The 14,380-nt window shown below is 71.0% G+C and carries 15 protein-coding genes; 8 read left to right on the top strand and 7 right to left on the bottom strand.

All coding sequences use genetic code 11. From position 1 onward, the window contains the following. Positions 1-170 precede the first annotated feature (170 nt). Entirely contained in the window at positions 171-2,054 is a 1,884-nt protein-coding gene (dcm, locus tag FYW99_RS21970) for a DNA (cytosine-5-)-methyltransferase (RefSeq protein WP_223839380.1), read from the top strand. Here the strand turns inward: dcm and FYW99_RS21965 are convergent. Continuing rightward, positions 2,036-2,473 (bottom strand): very short patch repair endonuclease, encoded by a 438-nt coding sequence (locus FYW99_RS21965; protein ID WP_150253929.1) that lies wholly within the window; start codon positions 2,471-2,473, stop codon positions 2,036-2,038. The two genes, dcm and FYW99_RS21965, sit on opposite strands and share 19 nt — an antisense overlap. Before the next feature lie 370 nt (positions 2,474-2,843). Here FYW99_RS21965 and FYW99_RS21955 point away from each other — a divergent pair, with 370 nt between their 5' ends. Beyond that, complete coding sequence (locus FYW99_RS21955; RefSeq protein WP_223839378.1) at positions 2,844-3,122, top strand: DUF1540 domain-containing protein; 279 nt, start codon at positions 2,844-2,846, stop codon at positions 3,120-3,122. A 124-nt stretch (positions 3,123-3,246) separates the two neighbouring features. On the opposite strand, the gene FYW99_RS21950 is transcribed toward FYW99_RS21955, so the two are convergent. Both FYW99_RS21950 and FYW99_RS21945 read right to left on the bottom strand, forming a co-directional pair. After that, positions 3,247-4,281 (bottom strand): NAD(P)H-dependent flavin oxidoreductase, encoded by a 1,035-nt coding sequence (locus FYW99_RS21950; RefSeq protein WP_150253928.1) that lies wholly within the window; start codon positions 4,279-4,281, stop codon positions 3,247-3,249. 370 nt (positions 4,282-4,651) lie between these two features. Beyond that, entirely contained in the window at positions 4,652-5,899 is a 1,248-nt protein-coding gene (locus FYW99_RS21945; RefSeq protein ID WP_150253927.1) for an MFS transporter, read from the bottom strand. Between the two features lie 467 nt (positions 5,900-6,366). Here FYW99_RS21945 and FYW99_RS21940 point away from each other — a divergent pair, with 467 nt between their 5' ends. The 4 genes from FYW99_RS21940 (at position 6,367) to FYW99_RS21925 (ending at position 9,160) form a co-directional block, all read left to right on the top strand. Next, positions 6,367-7,029 (top strand): hypothetical protein, encoded by a 663-nt coding sequence (locus tag FYW99_RS21940; RefSeq protein ID WP_150253926.1) that lies wholly within the window; start codon positions 6,367-6,369, stop codon positions 7,027-7,029. A 10-nt stretch (positions 7,030-7,039) separates the two neighbouring features. Continuing rightward, positions 7,040-7,456, top strand: coding sequence for a phage holin family protein (locus tag FYW99_RS21935; protein ID WP_150253925.1), 417 nt, complete (start codon positions 7,040-7,042; stop codon positions 7,454-7,456). Further along, positions 7,432-8,004: a DUF3618 domain-containing protein gene (locus FYW99_RS21930; RefSeq protein ID WP_150253924.1), complete on the top strand. Its 573-nt coding sequence runs from the start codon at positions 7,432-7,434 to the stop codon at positions 8,002-8,004. Before FYW99_RS21935 ends, FYW99_RS21930 begins: the two co-directional genes overlap by 25 nt. 163 nt (positions 8,005-8,167) lie before the next feature. Further along, positions 8,168-9,160 carry a YihY/virulence factor BrkB family protein gene (locus FYW99_RS21925; protein ID WP_150253923.1) on the top strand — a complete coding sequence of 331 codons (993 nt, stop codon included), beginning with the start codon at positions 8,168-8,170 and terminating at the stop codon, positions 9,158-9,160. Positions 9,161-9,308: 148 nt separating this feature from the next. On the opposite strand, the gene FYW99_RS21920 is transcribed toward FYW99_RS21925, so the two are convergent. Further along, positions 9,309-10,196 carry a LysR family transcriptional regulator gene (locus tag FYW99_RS21920; protein WP_150253922.1) on the bottom strand — a complete coding sequence of 296 codons (888 nt, stop codon included), beginning with the start codon at positions 10,194-10,196 and terminating at the stop codon, positions 9,309-9,311. 314 nt (positions 10,197-10,510) lie between these two features. Between FYW99_RS21920 and FYW99_RS21915 the strand changes: the two genes are divergently transcribed. Beyond that, complete coding sequence (locus FYW99_RS21915) at positions 10,511-11,275, top strand: SDR family NAD(P)-dependent oxidoreductase (RefSeq protein WP_150253921.1); 765 nt, start codon at positions 10,511-10,513, stop codon at positions 11,273-11,275. A gap of 356 nt (positions 11,276-11,631) precedes the next feature. On the opposite strand, the gene FYW99_RS21910 is transcribed toward FYW99_RS21915, so the two are convergent. The 3 genes from FYW99_RS21910 to pfkB all read right to left on the bottom strand — a co-directional run bounded on the left by FYW99_RS21910 (position 11,632) and on the right by pfkB (position 13,195). Next, on the bottom strand, positions 11,632-11,811 hold the full coding sequence (locus tag FYW99_RS21910; protein WP_150253920.1) for a hypothetical protein: 180 nt from the start codon (positions 11,809-11,811) through the stop codon (positions 11,632-11,634). Positions 11,812-11,929: 118 nt separating this feature from the next. After that, positions 11,930-12,199: an HPr family phosphocarrier protein gene (locus FYW99_RS21905; protein ID WP_061080697.1), complete on the bottom strand. Its 270-nt coding sequence runs from the start codon at positions 12,197-12,199 to the stop codon at positions 11,930-11,932. Positions 12,200-12,253: 54 nt separating this feature from the next. Next, a complete protein-coding gene (gene pfkB, locus FYW99_RS21900) occupies positions 12,254-13,195 on the bottom strand; it encodes a 1-phosphofructokinase (RefSeq protein WP_150253919.1) in 942 nt (313 codons plus the stop codon). Positions 13,196-13,524: 329 nt separating this feature from the next. Between pfkB and FYW99_RS21895 the strand changes: the two genes are divergently transcribed. Further along, complete coding sequence (locus FYW99_RS21895; RefSeq protein ID WP_061080699.1) at positions 13,525-14,286, top strand: DeoR/GlpR family DNA-binding transcription regulator; 762 nt, start codon at positions 13,525-13,527, stop codon at positions 14,284-14,286. Positions 14,287-14,380 lie beyond the last annotated feature (94 nt).

Raw genomic sequence — 14,380 nt, 5'->3', positions numbered from 1 at the left:
GCCAGGCGCCGCCCTTCCTCAGACCAGCAGCTACCCCTACTCCTTCGGACGGGGGGCTTACCACGGTCTGCTTCTGATCCCGATTACCAAACGATCGGCCGATCCCCTTGCTTGCAGCGGCAGCCTGTGTTGCCCTGGTGGTGAAAACCTGCAGCGTCGAGGAGGTCCCCGTGTCGTTCTATGGAGTGAAACTGCATCGCAGTGACGTACTCCAACTCGGTGAGCACCCCGAGGCTTGCGCGAAGGAAACCTTCACCACCTGGTGTGACGCTCGTATCTCCTCGGGTGCACGGTTGGCCGTTGACCTGTTCTCGGGGGCGGGAGGGCTGAGCCTGGGACTCGAACAGGCAGGCTGGACCGTTGCAGCCTCCGTCGACTCCGACCTTCGGGCTCTTCAGACTCATCGGGCGAACTTTCCCGGTCTCGCCCTCGACGTGGATCTTGGTGACCCGGAGGAACGCGGGGAACTCGTCTCTCTCCTCAGGAAGGCCGAGATCGACCTGGTCGCCGGTGGGCCGCCCTGCCAACCCTTCAGTCGGGCCGGTCGCAGCAAGATCCGGAGTCTGGTCGAACTGGGAGTCCGGGACGCCAATGACGAACGTCGTCAGCTCTGGCAGGCATTCGTGGACGTGGTCCTCGGGGTGCGGCCGCGGGTGGTTCTCATGGAGAACGTGCCCGACATGGCTCTTGGTGACGACTTCTCCGTGGTACGCCACATCGTTCACATGCTGGAATCCAAGGGTTACTTCACGGAAGTTCGCCTTGTCGATGCATGGAAGTACGGGGTTCCGCAGCACCGCAAACGGCTCATCCTGCTGGCGCGTCTTGATTCGGACGAGTTCTCCTGGCCGAACGAGGAGCTGACGCCACGAGTGCACCTGCGCGAGGCCATCAGTGATCTCCCTTCGCTCTCCGAGGACCCTGACGACGCACTACACGTGGGCGCCAGAAGGATGCGGTACACGCCCATGAGCGCGCCACCTCCTTTCGTTCAGCTGATGCGTAAGGAGGTCACCGAGAATGACGTCGTTCATGACCATATGACCCGACCGGTCCGCAGCGATGATCTGGAGATCTTCAAGCTGATGGACCATCGCACGCTTTATTCGGATATTCCCGAAGAACTTCGTCGGTATGACGCCGAGAACTATGACGACAAGTACAAGCGTCTGGACTGGGATAACTACAGTAGGTCGGTGACCGCGCACATCGCCAAAGACGGGTACTGGTACATCCACCCCGAGCAGCATCGGACCCTTACCGTCCGCGAGGCCGCACGTATCCAGACTTTTCCGGACCAATTTCGTTTTGCCGGAACACGTAGCGACGCGTTTCGGCAGATTGGCAACGCGGTGCCGCCTCTGTTGGGAAAGGCGGCGGCCTCTGCTCTCGTGCCGACAGGAAAGTCCGTTCCCAGCAAGAACTCCTGGTTGGACCTCCACGATGATCTCGCTGGTTGGGCCTCCGAACGGCGGAAGAAGCAGTGGTTCCTCTATCCCAGGATGGGGCGGGCCGTGGCTGCTGTCGTCGCCCTTCTTCGACCGGGCAGGGAGCTCCCAGCTGGGTTGTCCGAGAGTCTGAAGGTGATCGTCGGGGAACCGAAGGTTCTCAAGAAACATCTCGACAGCATTCGGAACACCTCTGATCTGCCCGAGAAGTGGGTGGCTCGTCTGCAGAAGCTCGAAGGGCTGACTGCCAAGCGCAGTGTCTGGGCCGAGGACGACGAACTCGTCGAGGCCCTCGGGTTCACGACTGCTGAAGAGGAGGTCTTCCGACTGCTCCGGGGTGCCAACATCATGCTCACCAGCCAGGGGAGTCTGAGAGTCGCCATGCGGGTTGTACGTGGTTCCACGGAAGTGAGGAACCGACTCACCGACGGCCGCGTGAACCTGGCGAGGATCATCGGAGGAGGCCAGGAGGCCCCGCTTCGGATGGCGGCGATCCGTGAGATCAGTACCACACACTGTCTTCCCAAGGAGCCGTTGTGTGCCACCTGTCCCTTGACACAGTGGTGCCGGTTCGCAGAAGCCAGGGGTCAGCAGCGTCTTTGGTGAGCGACGCTCAGAGCGGCCTCCCTGACGCGCTGGGCAGCGTTCGTCGTGTCCTGCTTGACCTCACACTCCCAGATGCGAAGGACCCGCCAGCCAGCCTCCTCCAGTTGGGCGGTGTTTCGCTGGTCTCTTGCCCGGTTGGCGTTGATCTTGTCCTCCCATCTCGACGCGTTCGGTCCCCGGAACCGTCTGGGTGAGTGACTGGGGCAACCATGCCAGTAGCATCCGTCGACGAACACGGCGAGTTTCCATCTGGGCAGCACGAAGTCAGGTGTGCAGCGTCCGATGCGCCTGTGCAGCCTGAACCTGAGTCCCTGCGCGTGTACAGCACGCCTGAGGGCGACTTCTGGGGCCGTGTTACGTGTTCGACGCCCTCGAAGATGAGCTCCACGCTCTGTGGAGATCCACCCGGTGTCCGTCATGAATCCATTCTCTCCACTCCTGGCTGCTGGACGCCAACCACTGCCTGCGCGCGGCCCTGCTCGAACGCGGCGCGGCACTGGGCCGCGATCCGGGGTTCGTGGTGTTCGAGGAGTACAACGCCGGCCACGACCGGGCCTGCTGGCGGGCCGTGCTGTCAGCAGGGCTGGCGTTCGTGACTGCCTACGGGGAGCGCTGACGGAGCACAGACGGCACGGGGGCAGGGAGACCGTGCCCGGGTCGCGCCCGTGCCAAGTCTTCGTCAACACTTCGTCCCGCTCACGGTGACACGAGGCGGTGTCCTGGTCGCGGGGCGTCCCGCCTGGCAGCCTCAGAGGCACCGTCGATGCTTTGGGGGACTGCTCTGTGGACATGCCCGTGGTGAACTCGTGCCAGGTGGACGCCTGCGCCTACAACACCCAACACACCTGCCACGCGCTGGCCATCACCGTGGGCAACTCCACCCACGCCCAGTGCGACACCTTCTTCGGCGCTCGGGAGCAGGGGGGCGACCCCGCCAGCACCGGCCACGTCGGCGCCTGCAAGATGGCCGACTGCCAGCACAACGTTCACCTGGAGTGCCAGGCTCCGGGTATCTCCGTCGGCTTCGACCAGAAGCAGGCGGACTGCCTCACCTACGCGCCCGCCTGAACGGCGCCTGACACCACCCGCCCCGCCCCGTGCGGGGAGCGCTTCCTCGCCCTCGCCGTCCCACGCGGCCCCGTGTTCGCGCCCGGGGCCGCATGGTGTCCGCGAACCGGTGGATCCGGCGGGCTCAGACCTTCCGGCCCGCCTCCGCGGCCTCGCGGCGCAGCCGCTCCACGACCAGCGCCGCGGGATCGTCACCGGCCGCCCGGAAACCCTCTCCCGCCCACAGCGCCATCCCGCCGGGGTCGCCCGCCCGGGCGGCCGCCGCGCGCAGCGGCTTCGTCATGTGGTGGATCTCGGGGTAGGCGGAGGGCGTCCGCGGATGCTCGGCGATGAACCTGTTGGCCAGCCCCCGGGCCGGACGCCCGGTGAAAGCCCACGTCACAGCCGTCTCCGTGTAAGCGGGATCGGCCAGTGCGGCCTTGTGGACCGGGTTGGCGCCGCTCTCGGGGCAGCGCAGGAACGCCGTGCCCAGCTGCGCGGCGGCCGCACCGGCGTCCAGGACCTCGGCCACGTCGGCCCCGGTCATGATCCCCCCGGCGGCGATCACCGGGACGTCCACCGCGCCGACCACGTCCGCCAACAGCTCCCGCAGCGGCAGACCGCCGCTCCCGACCGGGTCGAACGCGCCACGGTGGCCCCCGGCCTCCGTGCCCTGCGCGCACACCCCGTCGGCTCCGCGCGCCACGGCCTCGCGTGCCTCCCCGACCGTGGTCACGGTGACCACCGTGGCGCTGCCCGCCGCGCGCAGCCGCTCCAGGACGGCGGCGTCCGGGCAGCCGAAGGTGAAGCTCACCACCGGCACGGCCGCCTCCGCCAGCAGGTCGACCTTGGCCGCCCACGCGTCGTCGTCGTGCACCGGAGCGCCGACCGGCGTCCCGTACCGATCGGCCTCGGACTCCAGATCAGGCAGGTAGGACGCCGCCACGTTCGGATCGGAGGGAGGCCCCGGCACGAACACGTTCACTCCGAACGCGCCGACCCCGGCGTCCCGCACCGCCCTGACCTGGTCGGCGAGGGTGTCGGGGGTCAGGTACCCGGCCGCGAGGAAACCCGTTCCGCCCGCTCCCGTCACCGCCGCCACCAGCGCGGGTGTGGCGGCCCCGCCCGCCATGGGCGCCTGCACGATCGGACGCTCCCGCAGAAGCTCTGCCAGGCTCATGGTTCCTCTCCCCGTCCTCGGCCGGTCCGGCGAAGGCGCGGCGGCACCCCGTTCCCGGCGGTTCCGGCCAGGGCCCGACCGCTCCGTGGAACCCGCGAGCGGACCGCTGGTCGGACCGCGCCTCCCAAGTCCAGGGAATGCTACCGACGCGCGTTTTCCGGAGTTCGACCGCACCCGCCCCGAAACGCGGTATCACCGTTCACCCGATGGTTTCTGTGACATGGGACACGGGAATTCCCCGGGGCGGTCGAAAAGGGAGGGTTCTTTCCCGCTTCCGACCCGCCGGGAAAGGCACCTGAACGGCGCGTCCCCCGCCTGCCCGCCTGCCCGCTGTCCGCCCGGCCCGTCCGCCGCTTGCCCCTTTCTCCCGCTATCCGCCCCTCCCGTCCAGTTCCGGCTCGTCCGGAGAGCCCTCCTCCTCACCCTCGACGAACCGCACCGACTCCGGGAAGCGTCGGGACAGCAGGACGGTCGCCAGAGCCGCGGCCACCCCGAACCCGGCCACCGCCGTCACCGTCCAGTCCAGCCCGAACAGCTCCCACAGCCACCCGAACGACAGCACGGTCAGCATCCTGACCGCGTTGCCCACCATCCCCAGCATCGCGGACATGGTGTTGCGGTTGGCGTCGGAGAACATCGTCTGCTGCCACACGTGCGACAGCACCACGGCCAACCCGAGCAGGAACTCCGCCGCCACCAACCCCGCCACCAACGGCACGGCCCCGTGCGCAGCCAGCACCAGGGGCAGGCCCGAGGACGCCGCGAAGACGGGTCCCCACACGTGGGGCCGGTCGCGTCCCACGAACCGCGAACACGCCGAACCCGCCGCCATGGCCGCCATCATCACCAGCAGCACCAGGCCGTTGAGCCGCACGTCCGTGCCGTGCTCGGCCGCGAGCATCGGCTGCCAGGAGAGGACGAGGGCGGCCAGCCCCGAGACCGACGCCGCGGTCAGGGCCACCAGCGGCACGAAACGCCTGCTCACCACCAGTAAGGCCGACTCCCGGACGATCGCGGTGAGCGGACGCCCCGGTTGGCCGGGGGAGCGGGGAAAGCACACCGGTGCCAGCAACGCCAGCGCCACCAGCATCACCCCGCTCACCAGCACCAGGGCGTCCGCGGACAGCCAGGTGCCCGCCGCCATCACCGAGGCCGCTCCCAGCACCGCGCCGCTGTTCCCCGCCACCTGGCCGAACCGCACCGTCCGCGCGATCCGCGCCGGGCGGTCGCGGTCACCGATCCGGTTGACCACGAGCGCGACCAGCGTCCCCGACTGAAGGTGGAAGCCGACCGCCCACAGGTACATGGACGCGAGGGTCAGCGCGAGCCCGTCCGCGTACCCCATCAGCACGAAGCCCGCGCCCCACACGGTGAGTCCCGCCGCCAGCAGCCTGCGGTGGCCGTAGCGGTCACCGAGCGCACCGCTGAGGGCCTCCACCAGCAGGGCCACCAGGTTCGTGGAGCCGAGCATCAGTCCCAGCAGCCACGGGTCCGCCCCGCGCCCCAGCAGAACCGTGACGAAAACCGCGCCGAAAAGGAAATCGGCCGAAGCACCGAGAAGGGCGAACGAGGTGTAGCGCAGGAACAATGACGATTCTGGGGTTCTCTCCACGGGCATGGGCGTTTTCCTGGTCGAGGAACGTCGCGGTTCCGATGAGCCCCGTGATGACGGGGTAATTCGCGGTTCCGGAGGGAAATTCCGCCCAAGCTAGCACGCGCGTCCCGGAGCGGCCACGGCTTTTCCCGGACCCGGCCGTGACGCGGGGGCCGTCCGGTTTCCCAGAACCCGGTGACGGCGCGACAGCGCGGCGACCGTCCGGATCCCCGCTCCCCGATCCCCGCTGCGGCCGACCGGATTCCCCGCTCCCCGCGGTGACGCGGCCGCCCGGGTCCCCCGAGCCCGGCGGCGACGCTGCGGCCGACCGCCGCACGAGGCACGAAGCGGACCGCGGAGTCCGGTCCGCACCCCAGCGACCTGGAACGACGGTTTGTGTGAAGTGCGGCGTTCCGGTGTGCATGACCGGCTGGACCCGGGGTAGTCGCGGTGCCAACCGAGCAACAGGCCGACTCCAAGGAGGCTTGGCGATGCACTCACATGAGGGAAGAGGCGGACTCGGGGGTACGGGCGGCCGCCTGACCGACACCGCCCGAGGGGCGGCGGGCGAGGTCGCCTCCACGGCGGGGGACCAGGCGCGCTCCCTGGCGGACGAGGCCCGGTCCGAGGCCCGACACGTCGCCGACGACGTCCAGACCCGCCTGCGTGAGGAAGCCCAGGAGCAGACCCGGCGCACGTCGCAGAACCTGCGCCAGTGGTCCGAGGAACTGTCGTCCATGGCGGACAGCGGGGAAGAGGGCTCCCCGGTGAGCGGTGCCGTGCGCCAGATCGCCCACAGCGGCCGCGGGGCCGCCGACTTCCTGGACGAACGCGGAATGGAAGGTCTGGTGGAGGAGGCCAGGAGCTTCGCGCGCCGCAGGCCCGTCGCCTTCCTGGCCGGTGCCGCCATCGCCGGGTTCGCGCTCGGGCGCGTCCTCAAGGCCTCGTCCGACATCTCCGCGGGCAGGGAGGGGGCCGGTGACAGCAGCCCCGAGGCGCTCCCCGCCGGTGAGCAGGTCCGTCCGCCCGCACCGCGTATGAGCGAGACCGACCAGGACGAGGGGGCCGCGTCCTCCCGTCCGCCCGTCACACCCCGTCCGGAGGACATCGGTCCGCCACCGCCGGATCCGGGGCCGCGGGGACGCACGTTCTGAGGGGGCTGACATGGCGACCATTCCCGGAGCACGGCGGGAGACAGGCGAGGAGGAGCACTCCTTCTCCGAACTCCTCGGCGCGGTGACCGGAGACCTGCAGACGCTGTTCCGCCAGGAACTCGCGCTGGCCAAGGCCGAGATGCGCGAGGAGGCGGTCAAGACCGGCAAGGCCGCGGGCCTGCTGAGCGGGGCCGCGGTGGCCGGATACCTGGCCCTGCTGCTGCTCAGCCTCGCGGTGGTGTTCGGCCTGGCGGAGCTCATCGGCCTGGGCTGGGCCGCGCTGGTCGTGGCGGTGGTGTGGGCGATCGTCGGCGCTGCCTTGGCCGTCGTCGGCCGCAACCGCATGCGCGAGGTCTCTCCGAAACCGGAACGCACCATCGAGACCCTCAAGGAGGACGCGCAATGGGCGAAACACCCGACCAGATAAGGCAGGACATCGAGCGGACCCGCTCGGAGCTGACCCACGACACCGACCGCCTGGTGGACCACGCCAACCCGCGCAACGTCGTGCACCGGCGCACCCGCAAGGTCCGGCACGGCACGCGGGACCTGAAGGATCGGATCATGGGTTCGGCCCCCTCGTCCGGAGAGGCGGCCGAGGGGATCCGGCACACCACCGACCAGGCGGTCGGCATGGCGAGGTCGCTGCCGGAGCGGGCCGTGCACCAGACCCGGGGCAACCCCGTCGCCGCGGGGCTGATCGCCTTCGGGGCCGGTCTCCTGGCCGCGTCCGTCCTCTCCGAGAGCCGCGCGGAGCAGCGTGCGGCCCGCCGGGTGGGCGAGCACGCCGACGCGATCGAACCGGCCCGCCAGGCGGTCGCGGAGTCGGCCGCCCACGTGAAGGAGCAGGCGGTGGAGTCCGCGCGGACCGCGGGGGAGCACCTCAAGGGCAGCGCCTCGGAGGCCGTGCAGACCACGGGCGAGCAGGCCCGCCACGAGGCCGTGTCCGCGAAGGACGAGATGCGCGGTTCCTGAGCCTCACCCCTGCCCGGAGGAACGCCTCCGGGCAGGGGCGCCGCCCGGGTGTGTCCGCGCGGCGGGGACGCGCGGCGGGGCGAGGGGCCGAGGGCCCCTCGCCCCGCCTCCTCCAGGGCCCCGGGCCCCGGGCCCCGGGACCGGTGAGGGAAGGAGTGGGAAGATGGTGGGACGCAACTCCTCGGACACCTACGACGGCCGTTCCTCTCCGGAGGAGGCCGAGAAACCGACCGACATGTCGGCGTCGTCGTGGTGGGCGTCGCTGCGCCGGACCGTCGGCGAGTTCAAGGAGGACTCGCTGGCCGACCTGGCCGCCGGACTCACCTACTACGCGATCCTGTCGCTCTTCCCGGCGCTGCTCGTGCTGGTGTCGCTGCTCGGCCTGGCGGGGCCCTCCGCGACACGGACCCTGACCGAGAACATCTCCGCCACCATGCCCGCCGACGCCGCGGGGCTGGTGACGACGGCCATCGAGAACCTCCAGGGCAACCAGGCGGCCGCGGGCGTGTTCGGTCTGGTCAGCCTGGCGATCGCCCTGTGGTCGGCCTCCGGCTACATCGCGGCCTTCATGCGCGCCTCCAACGTCGTCTACGACGTGCCCGAGGGGCGGCCCATCTGGAAGACGCTGCCGATCCGCGTGGGCGTCACCCTGTTGATGGTCGTCCTGCTGTCCCTGACGGTGGTCGGCGTCGCCCTCACCGGCAGCGCCGCGGCCTGGGTCGGGCAGCTGCTGGGCCTGGGCTCGACCGTGGTGACGGTGTGGAACATCGCGAAGTGGCCGGTGCTGCTGTTCATCGTGGTGTTCATGATCGCGCTCCTGTACTGGGCCTCGCCCAACGCCAAGCGCGGGTTCCGCTGGGTCAGCCCGGGGAGCGTGCTGGCGGTCGTGCTCTGGCTGCTCGCCTCGGCCGCCTTCGCCTTCTACGTCGCCAACTTCGCGTCCTACAACAAGACCTACGGGACCATGGCGACGGTGATCGTCTTCCTGGTGTGGCTGTGGATCACCAACATCGCGATCCTGCTCGGTGAGGAGTTCAACGCCGAGATCGAACGCGGACGCGCCATCTCCGGCGGCCAGCCGGTGGACGAGGAGCCCTACGTCGACATGCGCGACGTCCCCAAGAAGAAGCACCGGGCCCACCACGAGCAGGAGTGAGGCGGCCCGGGCCGCGACGACGGGCCCGCGCCCCCTCAGCGTGACCTTGTACTTATCGCGAGGTTCGAGCGCCGACATTGGCTATGGGTACAAGATCATCCCAGGTCAGGGCCTCGTGTGTCACGCTGGCGACAGACCCGGTCAGCCGCTAGCCCAGGGTCTCGGCGAGCGCGGCGGCCAGGACCGGCACGCTCGGATGCCGGTCCCCGCGCGGCCACACCAGGCCGAGGGAGGACTCCGGCAGGCCGTTGACCGGGACGAGGACGAGTTCGTCCCGGTCGGCGTGGTCCGCCACGTCCCCGCTCAGCAGCATGGCCCCCCGTCCCGCCGCGACCTGGGAGAACCCCTCCCGCAGGGTGTCCACGCCGGTCTCGTGGTGGATGGTCCTGCCCAGAGGGGTGAGGGTGGGGGCGTGGACGCGCAGCCAGTGGTCGGGGGTCCGCCGGACCGGGATGAGCGAGACCCGGGCCATGTCCTCGACCCCGACGCCGGGGCGTGAGGCGAGGGGGTGGTCGGCGGGCAGCGCGAGCCGCTGCGGCTGCCGGGAGAAGACCGCTCCCACGACCAGGTCGCGTTCGCGCACCGGCAGCAGGACGACGGCGGCGTCGACCTCACCCTCGCGCAGCGGGCTGAAGGGGTCCGAGTGCGCCGTCTCCACGATCCGCACCCGTGTGCCGGGCTCGCGCTCCTCGAAGGCGCGCACCGCCTCGGCCACCGGTCCGTGCACCCTCCCCCGGAATCCGAGGCGGACCAGGGACGGCCCGCCGTGGGCGCGGTCGCGCGCGCCGTCCACCACCGCCGCCAGGTTCTGGTAGGCGGGCCGCAGGGCGTCGAGGAACTCCTCGCCGAACGGGGTGAGGCACAGGCGCGGGCCCGTGCGGTCCAGGAGGGGGGCGCCGATCCGGTCCTCCAGGGCGCGCAGCAGCCGGTCCACCGTGTCCGCGGGCACGCCCAGCCGCACCGCGGCGTGTCCGGGGTGCAGCTCCTCGGTCAGGACGAGGAAGCACTCCAGCTCCCGGATCTCGATACCCCGCAACCGGTCCGCCCCTCCTCGTGTCCGCCGACATGGTGCGCGCCGCTTCCGACACGCGTCGGGGCGGCGAGCACCCCTCATAGAAGCACGGGACGCGTCCCGCCCGGTCGACCGGCTCTCGTGTGGCGAGGGGGCGCGGCGAAAGACGGACCCGCGCGGTGTCCGGTCCGTACGGGTCCGTGCGTGGGTGACACCCCCGGGCCGGGGCGTCGCGGCCACCGCTGGAACCCGGGCGGCCGGGCGGCCCCTCCTCCCCACGGTCCGGGCACGGCCACCGGATACGCTCGGCGCGACAGCGACTTCCAGGAGGAACCACCATGTCAGCGACCGCCGTCGTCACCGGAGCCAGCAGCGGGATCGGGGCCGCCACCGCGCGCGGCCTCGCCGAGGAGGGCTACGACGTGGTCCTGGTCGCCCGCCGCGCCGACCGGATCGAGGCGCTGGCGAAGGAACTGGCCGCGGAGGGCCGCAGTGCCCGCGCCCACGTCCTCGACGTCACCGACGGGGCGGCCGTCGACGCCTTCGCCGACTCCCTGGCCTCGTGCGAGGTCCTGGTCAACAACGCGGGCGGCGCCGTCGGCACCGAGACCGTCGCCGAGGCCGCCCCCGCCGACTGGCGCGCCATGTACGAGGTCAACGTCATCGGCGTGCTCAACATGACCCAGGCCCTGCTGCCCAAGCTGATCGCCAGCGGGGACGGCACCGTGCTGGTCGTCTCCTCCACGGCGGGCCACGTGGCCTACGAGGGCGGCGGCGGGTACGTGGCCGCCAAGCACGGCGCGCACTCCCTGGCCGCCACGCTGCGCCTGGAGCTGTGCGGGGAGCCGGTGCGCGTGCTGGAGGTCGCGCCGGGCATGGTCAGGACCGAGGAGTTCGCCCTCAACCGGATGCGCGGGGACTCCGGCGCCGCCGACGCCGTCTACGCCGGTGTGCCCGACCCGCTGACCGCCGGGGACGTCGCCGACACCATCGTGTGGGCGGTCACGCGGCCCCCGCACGTGAACATCGACCTGCTCGTGGTGCGCCCGCGCGCGCAGGCCGCGCAGCACAAGGTCCACCGCGTTGCGCGGAGGGAGGACTAGGGTCTGTTTTTCGAACCGGTCTCAGCTGGGGGATTGGTTCGGGCGCCCACGGGGTTCTGGAGGTGGTGGAGGCGGGTTCGTGAGGAACGAGCGAACCCGCCGGAGACACCGAAGGTTCCCGTGCTTCGGGCGCCCGAACACGGGCCGAAGCGAAGCGGAGGTCCCAAAAAACACTGTCTAGACCGGAAGGCGTGGGCGGGTCACCGCCGCGGCCGGGCGCCGCGCTTCCCGCCCGGGGCCGGGACGGACCGCCGCGGAGGTCTCGCGGAGAGCTCTCCGCGGTCGCCCCGCGGGCCCGGGGCGGTGGGGTGGCCGATCCGGTGGGCCCGGCTCCGTGCGGCCCGGCCCCACGGGGCTCAGACCTCCGCGCCGCCGGACGCGCACTCGGCGCAGTCGCAGTAGTTCGTCGTGGACATGGACCGGCACCGGGTGCAGATCTGCCGCTTCGCCCCGGGGGGATCGTGCTTCCAGTCGTGCTGCCCCCGCCTGCAGATCCCCGAGGGGCCGATGACGGTGTCGTCACGTGAGGTGTCCATGGCAGCAAGGTAGCCCCGGCCGTCCCCGAAGACCAGGGCAGGGCGGACCCGTGCCCCGTCGGGGCCGCCCCCGGACGGGGACGGCCCGTGTCCGGACGGGGGCCGGGCGGAGCCTGGATCAGGCGTCGAGTTCCCGGGACAGCATCTCCACCAGCTCGTCCAGGACCTTGTCCGCGTTCTCCTGCTCCTCGCAGGACAGGGTGACCGTCTCGCCGTGCTTGACGCCCAGCGCCATCACCGCGAGCACGCTGCGCGCGTCCACGGGGTCCTGGCCCTCCCGGGCGACCTTGACCGGCAGGCCGGAGCCGTTGACGGCCTGGACGAACAGGCTGGCGGGGCGGGCGTGCAGGCCGAGCTGGGAGGCGATGGCTACGGTGCGCTGGGGCATGTCAGTCCTCGAAGAAGTCGTCGGGAGATCGTCGGGTGGGCGAGGAGGCCCGGGTCAGAGCGTGTCGACCGGCCGCTGCGGGTCGGGGTCGGCCACCACGCTGATCGCGTCGGTGGCCACGTCGTCGGGGGAGGGGACGGTGGTTCCGGGCAGGGAGACCGCGGCCGTCCCCCACGCCACGGCGTGCCGCAGCCGGTCCTCGGGGGAGCCGTCCGCGCCCAGGAACCCGGCCAGGGAGCAGTCGCCCGCGCCCACCGTGCTGCGCGTGCGGACCCGGGGACCGCGCGCCCACCAGGTGTGCTCGGGATCCACGAGTATCGCACCGTGGCCCCCCAGCGTCACCAGCGCGGAGCCGTTGCCCCACCCCAGGACCTCGCGGGCGGCGTCGGTGACCGCGCCCACGGTGGGCAGTTCCCGGCCGATCAGCTCGGCCAGCTCCTCGTGGTTGGGCTTGAGCAGGGACACCGACCCCGCGCGGGCCGCCGACTCCAGGGGCTTGCCGGAGGTGTCCAGGGCCAGGGGGACCCCGTGGGAGGCGGCCAGTTCGGCGACGCGCACGTACAGGTCGTCGGGGGTGCCGGAGGGAAGGCTGCCGCTGGCCACCACCCACGCGGGTCCCCGGCCCAGTTCGCCCTCCAGGGCGGCGAGCAGGGCGTCGGTCTCCCCGGGGGAGAGCACGGGGCCGGGTGCGTTGAGCTTGGTGGTGGTGCCGTCGTCCTCGGTGACGGCGATGTTGCCCCGGGTCTCGCCCTCGATGGGGACGGCGACGCAGGGCAGGTCTCCGAGCAGTGTGGTCAGCTCGGCGCCTCCGCCGCCGCCCACGGGCAGGACCGCCCTGGTGGGCACGCCGGCGCGGCGCAGCGCGCGGGAGACGTTGACGCCCTTGCCGCCCGCCTGCGCGCGGGTGGAGCCCACGCGCAGGACCTCACCGCGGGTCAGGTGGCTGACCTCCAGGGTGTGGTCCACGCTCGGGTTGGGGGTGAGGGTCAGGATCATGGGTGCTCTTTTCGAGGTGGCTGCGCCCGGCCCGGTCCGGATGTGGGACTACCTTTGATTATGTGTGTTTACCTGCGTGTGTCAATGCTGTTGTGTCCTGGTTTCCGGTTTTGGCCACTGTCGGTCACGGGCGGAGGGGGCTCGCGTCACCGGTGTCCGGGTGCGCGGGTGCAGTCGAGGGGGAGGAAACGCTCCTGGTGGGTTCGGGCGGAGCGCGGGGCTTCGCGTCGAGCGGTGTTGCTGGGATATTGGTTCAAGGTACCTCTTGTGTGTCCCAGGCAACACCACTAAACTCACAGAAAACCACACCGAAACACAGGTGATCCAACATGTACGCGGAAGAGCGCCAGAAGGCGATCCTCGAACGCGCCCGGCGGGACGGCCGGGTCGACGTCACGGGGCTTGCCGCGGAGTTCGACGTCACCTACGAGACCATCCGGCGCGACCTCACGGCACTCGAACGCCACGGGGTCCTGCGCAGGGTCCACGGTGGCGCGATCCCCGTCGAGCGGCTGGGCTTCGAGCCCGCCCTCAATGTGCGCGACTCCGTCATGACGCAGGAGAAGGAGCGCATCGCCAAGGCGGCCCTGGCCGAGCTCCCGGAGGAGGGCGCCATCCTGCTCGACGCCGGGTCCACCACCGGACGCCTCGCCGAGCAGCTGCCCTCCGACCGCGAACTCACCGTCGTCACCAACTCCCTGTCCATCGCCCTCACACTCGCCCCACGTACTCATATCAACCTCATGCTGCTCGGCGGACGCCTGCGTACCCGCACACAGGCCACCGTCGACGCCTGGGCGCTGCGCTCCCTCGCCGAGTCCTACGTCGACGTCGCCTTCATCGCGGCCAACGGCATCTCCACCGAACGCGGGCTCACCACCCCCGACCCCGCGGAGGCGGAGGTCAAGCGGACCATGATCGCCTCGGCCCGCCGCTGCGTCCTGCTCGCCGACCACACCAAGGTCGGCAACGACCACTTCGCCCGCTTCGCCGCGGTCGAGGACCTCGACCTGGTCATCACCGACACCGGTCTCGCCAGCGGTCTCGCCGACGAACTGGAGGCCGCCGGACCCCGGGTCCAGGTGGTCTGACCAGAGCGGGACACCGAGCGGGGCGGTTCCACCGTCCGGGACCGCCCCGCCCCGGACGCCCCGCGCCCACCCACTTCCCCTCCCCATCTCATCG

Origin of the sequence: Nocardiopsis deserti (assembly GCF_008638355.1) — a bacterium.
In the GTDB taxonomy this organism is placed as follows: domain Bacteria; phylum Actinomycetota; class Actinomycetes; order Streptosporangiales; family Streptosporangiaceae; genus Nocardiopsis; species Nocardiopsis alborubida.
The sequence above is the reverse complement of the archived record's forward strand: the minus strand, read 5'-3'. Positions and strand labels throughout refer to the sequence as shown.

Coding starts and splice junctions, on each gene's coding strand:
- FYW99_RS21965 (WP_150253929.1), bottom strand. CDS start 2,473: ATGACGGACACCGGGTGGATCTCCACAGAGCGTGGAGCTCATCTTCGA.
- FYW99_RS21955 (WP_223839378.1), top strand. CDS start 2,844: ATGCCCGTGGTGAACTCGTGCCAGGTGGACGCCTGCGCCTACAACACC.
- FYW99_RS21950 (WP_150253928.1), bottom strand. CDS start 4,281: ATGAGCCTGGCAGAGCTTCTGCGGGAGCGTCCGATCGTGCAGGCGCCC.
- FYW99_RS21945 (WP_150253927.1), bottom strand. CDS start 5,899: ATGCCCGTGGAGAGAACCCCAGAATCGTCATTGTTCCTGCGCTACACC.
- FYW99_RS21940 (WP_150253926.1), top strand. CDS start 6,367: ATGCACTCACATGAGGGAAGAGGCGGACTCGGGGGTACGGGCGGCCGC.
- FYW99_RS21935 (WP_150253925.1), top strand. CDS start 7,040: ATGGCGACCATTCCCGGAGCACGGCGGGAGACAGGCGAGGAGGAGCAC.
- FYW99_RS21930 (WP_150253924.1), top strand. CDS start 7,432: ATGGGCGAAACACCCGACCAGATAAGGCAGGACATCGAGCGGACCCGC.
- FYW99_RS21925 (WP_150253923.1), top strand. CDS start 8,168: ATGGTGGGACGCAACTCCTCGGACACCTACGACGGCCGTTCCTCTCCG.
- FYW99_RS21915 (WP_150253921.1), top strand. CDS start 10,511: ATGTCAGCGACCGCCGTCGTCACCGGAGCCAGCAGCGGGATCGGGGCC.
- FYW99_RS21910 (WP_150253920.1), bottom strand. CDS start 11,811: ATGGACACCTCACGTGACGACACCGTCATCGGCCCCTCGGGGATCTGC.
- FYW99_RS21905 (WP_061080697.1), bottom strand. CDS start 12,199: ATGCCCCAGCGCACCGTAGCCATCGCCTCCCAGCTCGGCCTGCACGCC.
- pfkB (WP_150253919.1), bottom strand. CDS start 13,195: ATGATCCTGACCCTCACCCCCAACCCGAGCGTGGACCACACCCTGGAG.
- FYW99_RS21895 (WP_061080699.1), top strand. CDS start 13,525: ATGTACGCGGAAGAGCGCCAGAAGGCGATCCTCGAACGCGCCCGGCGG.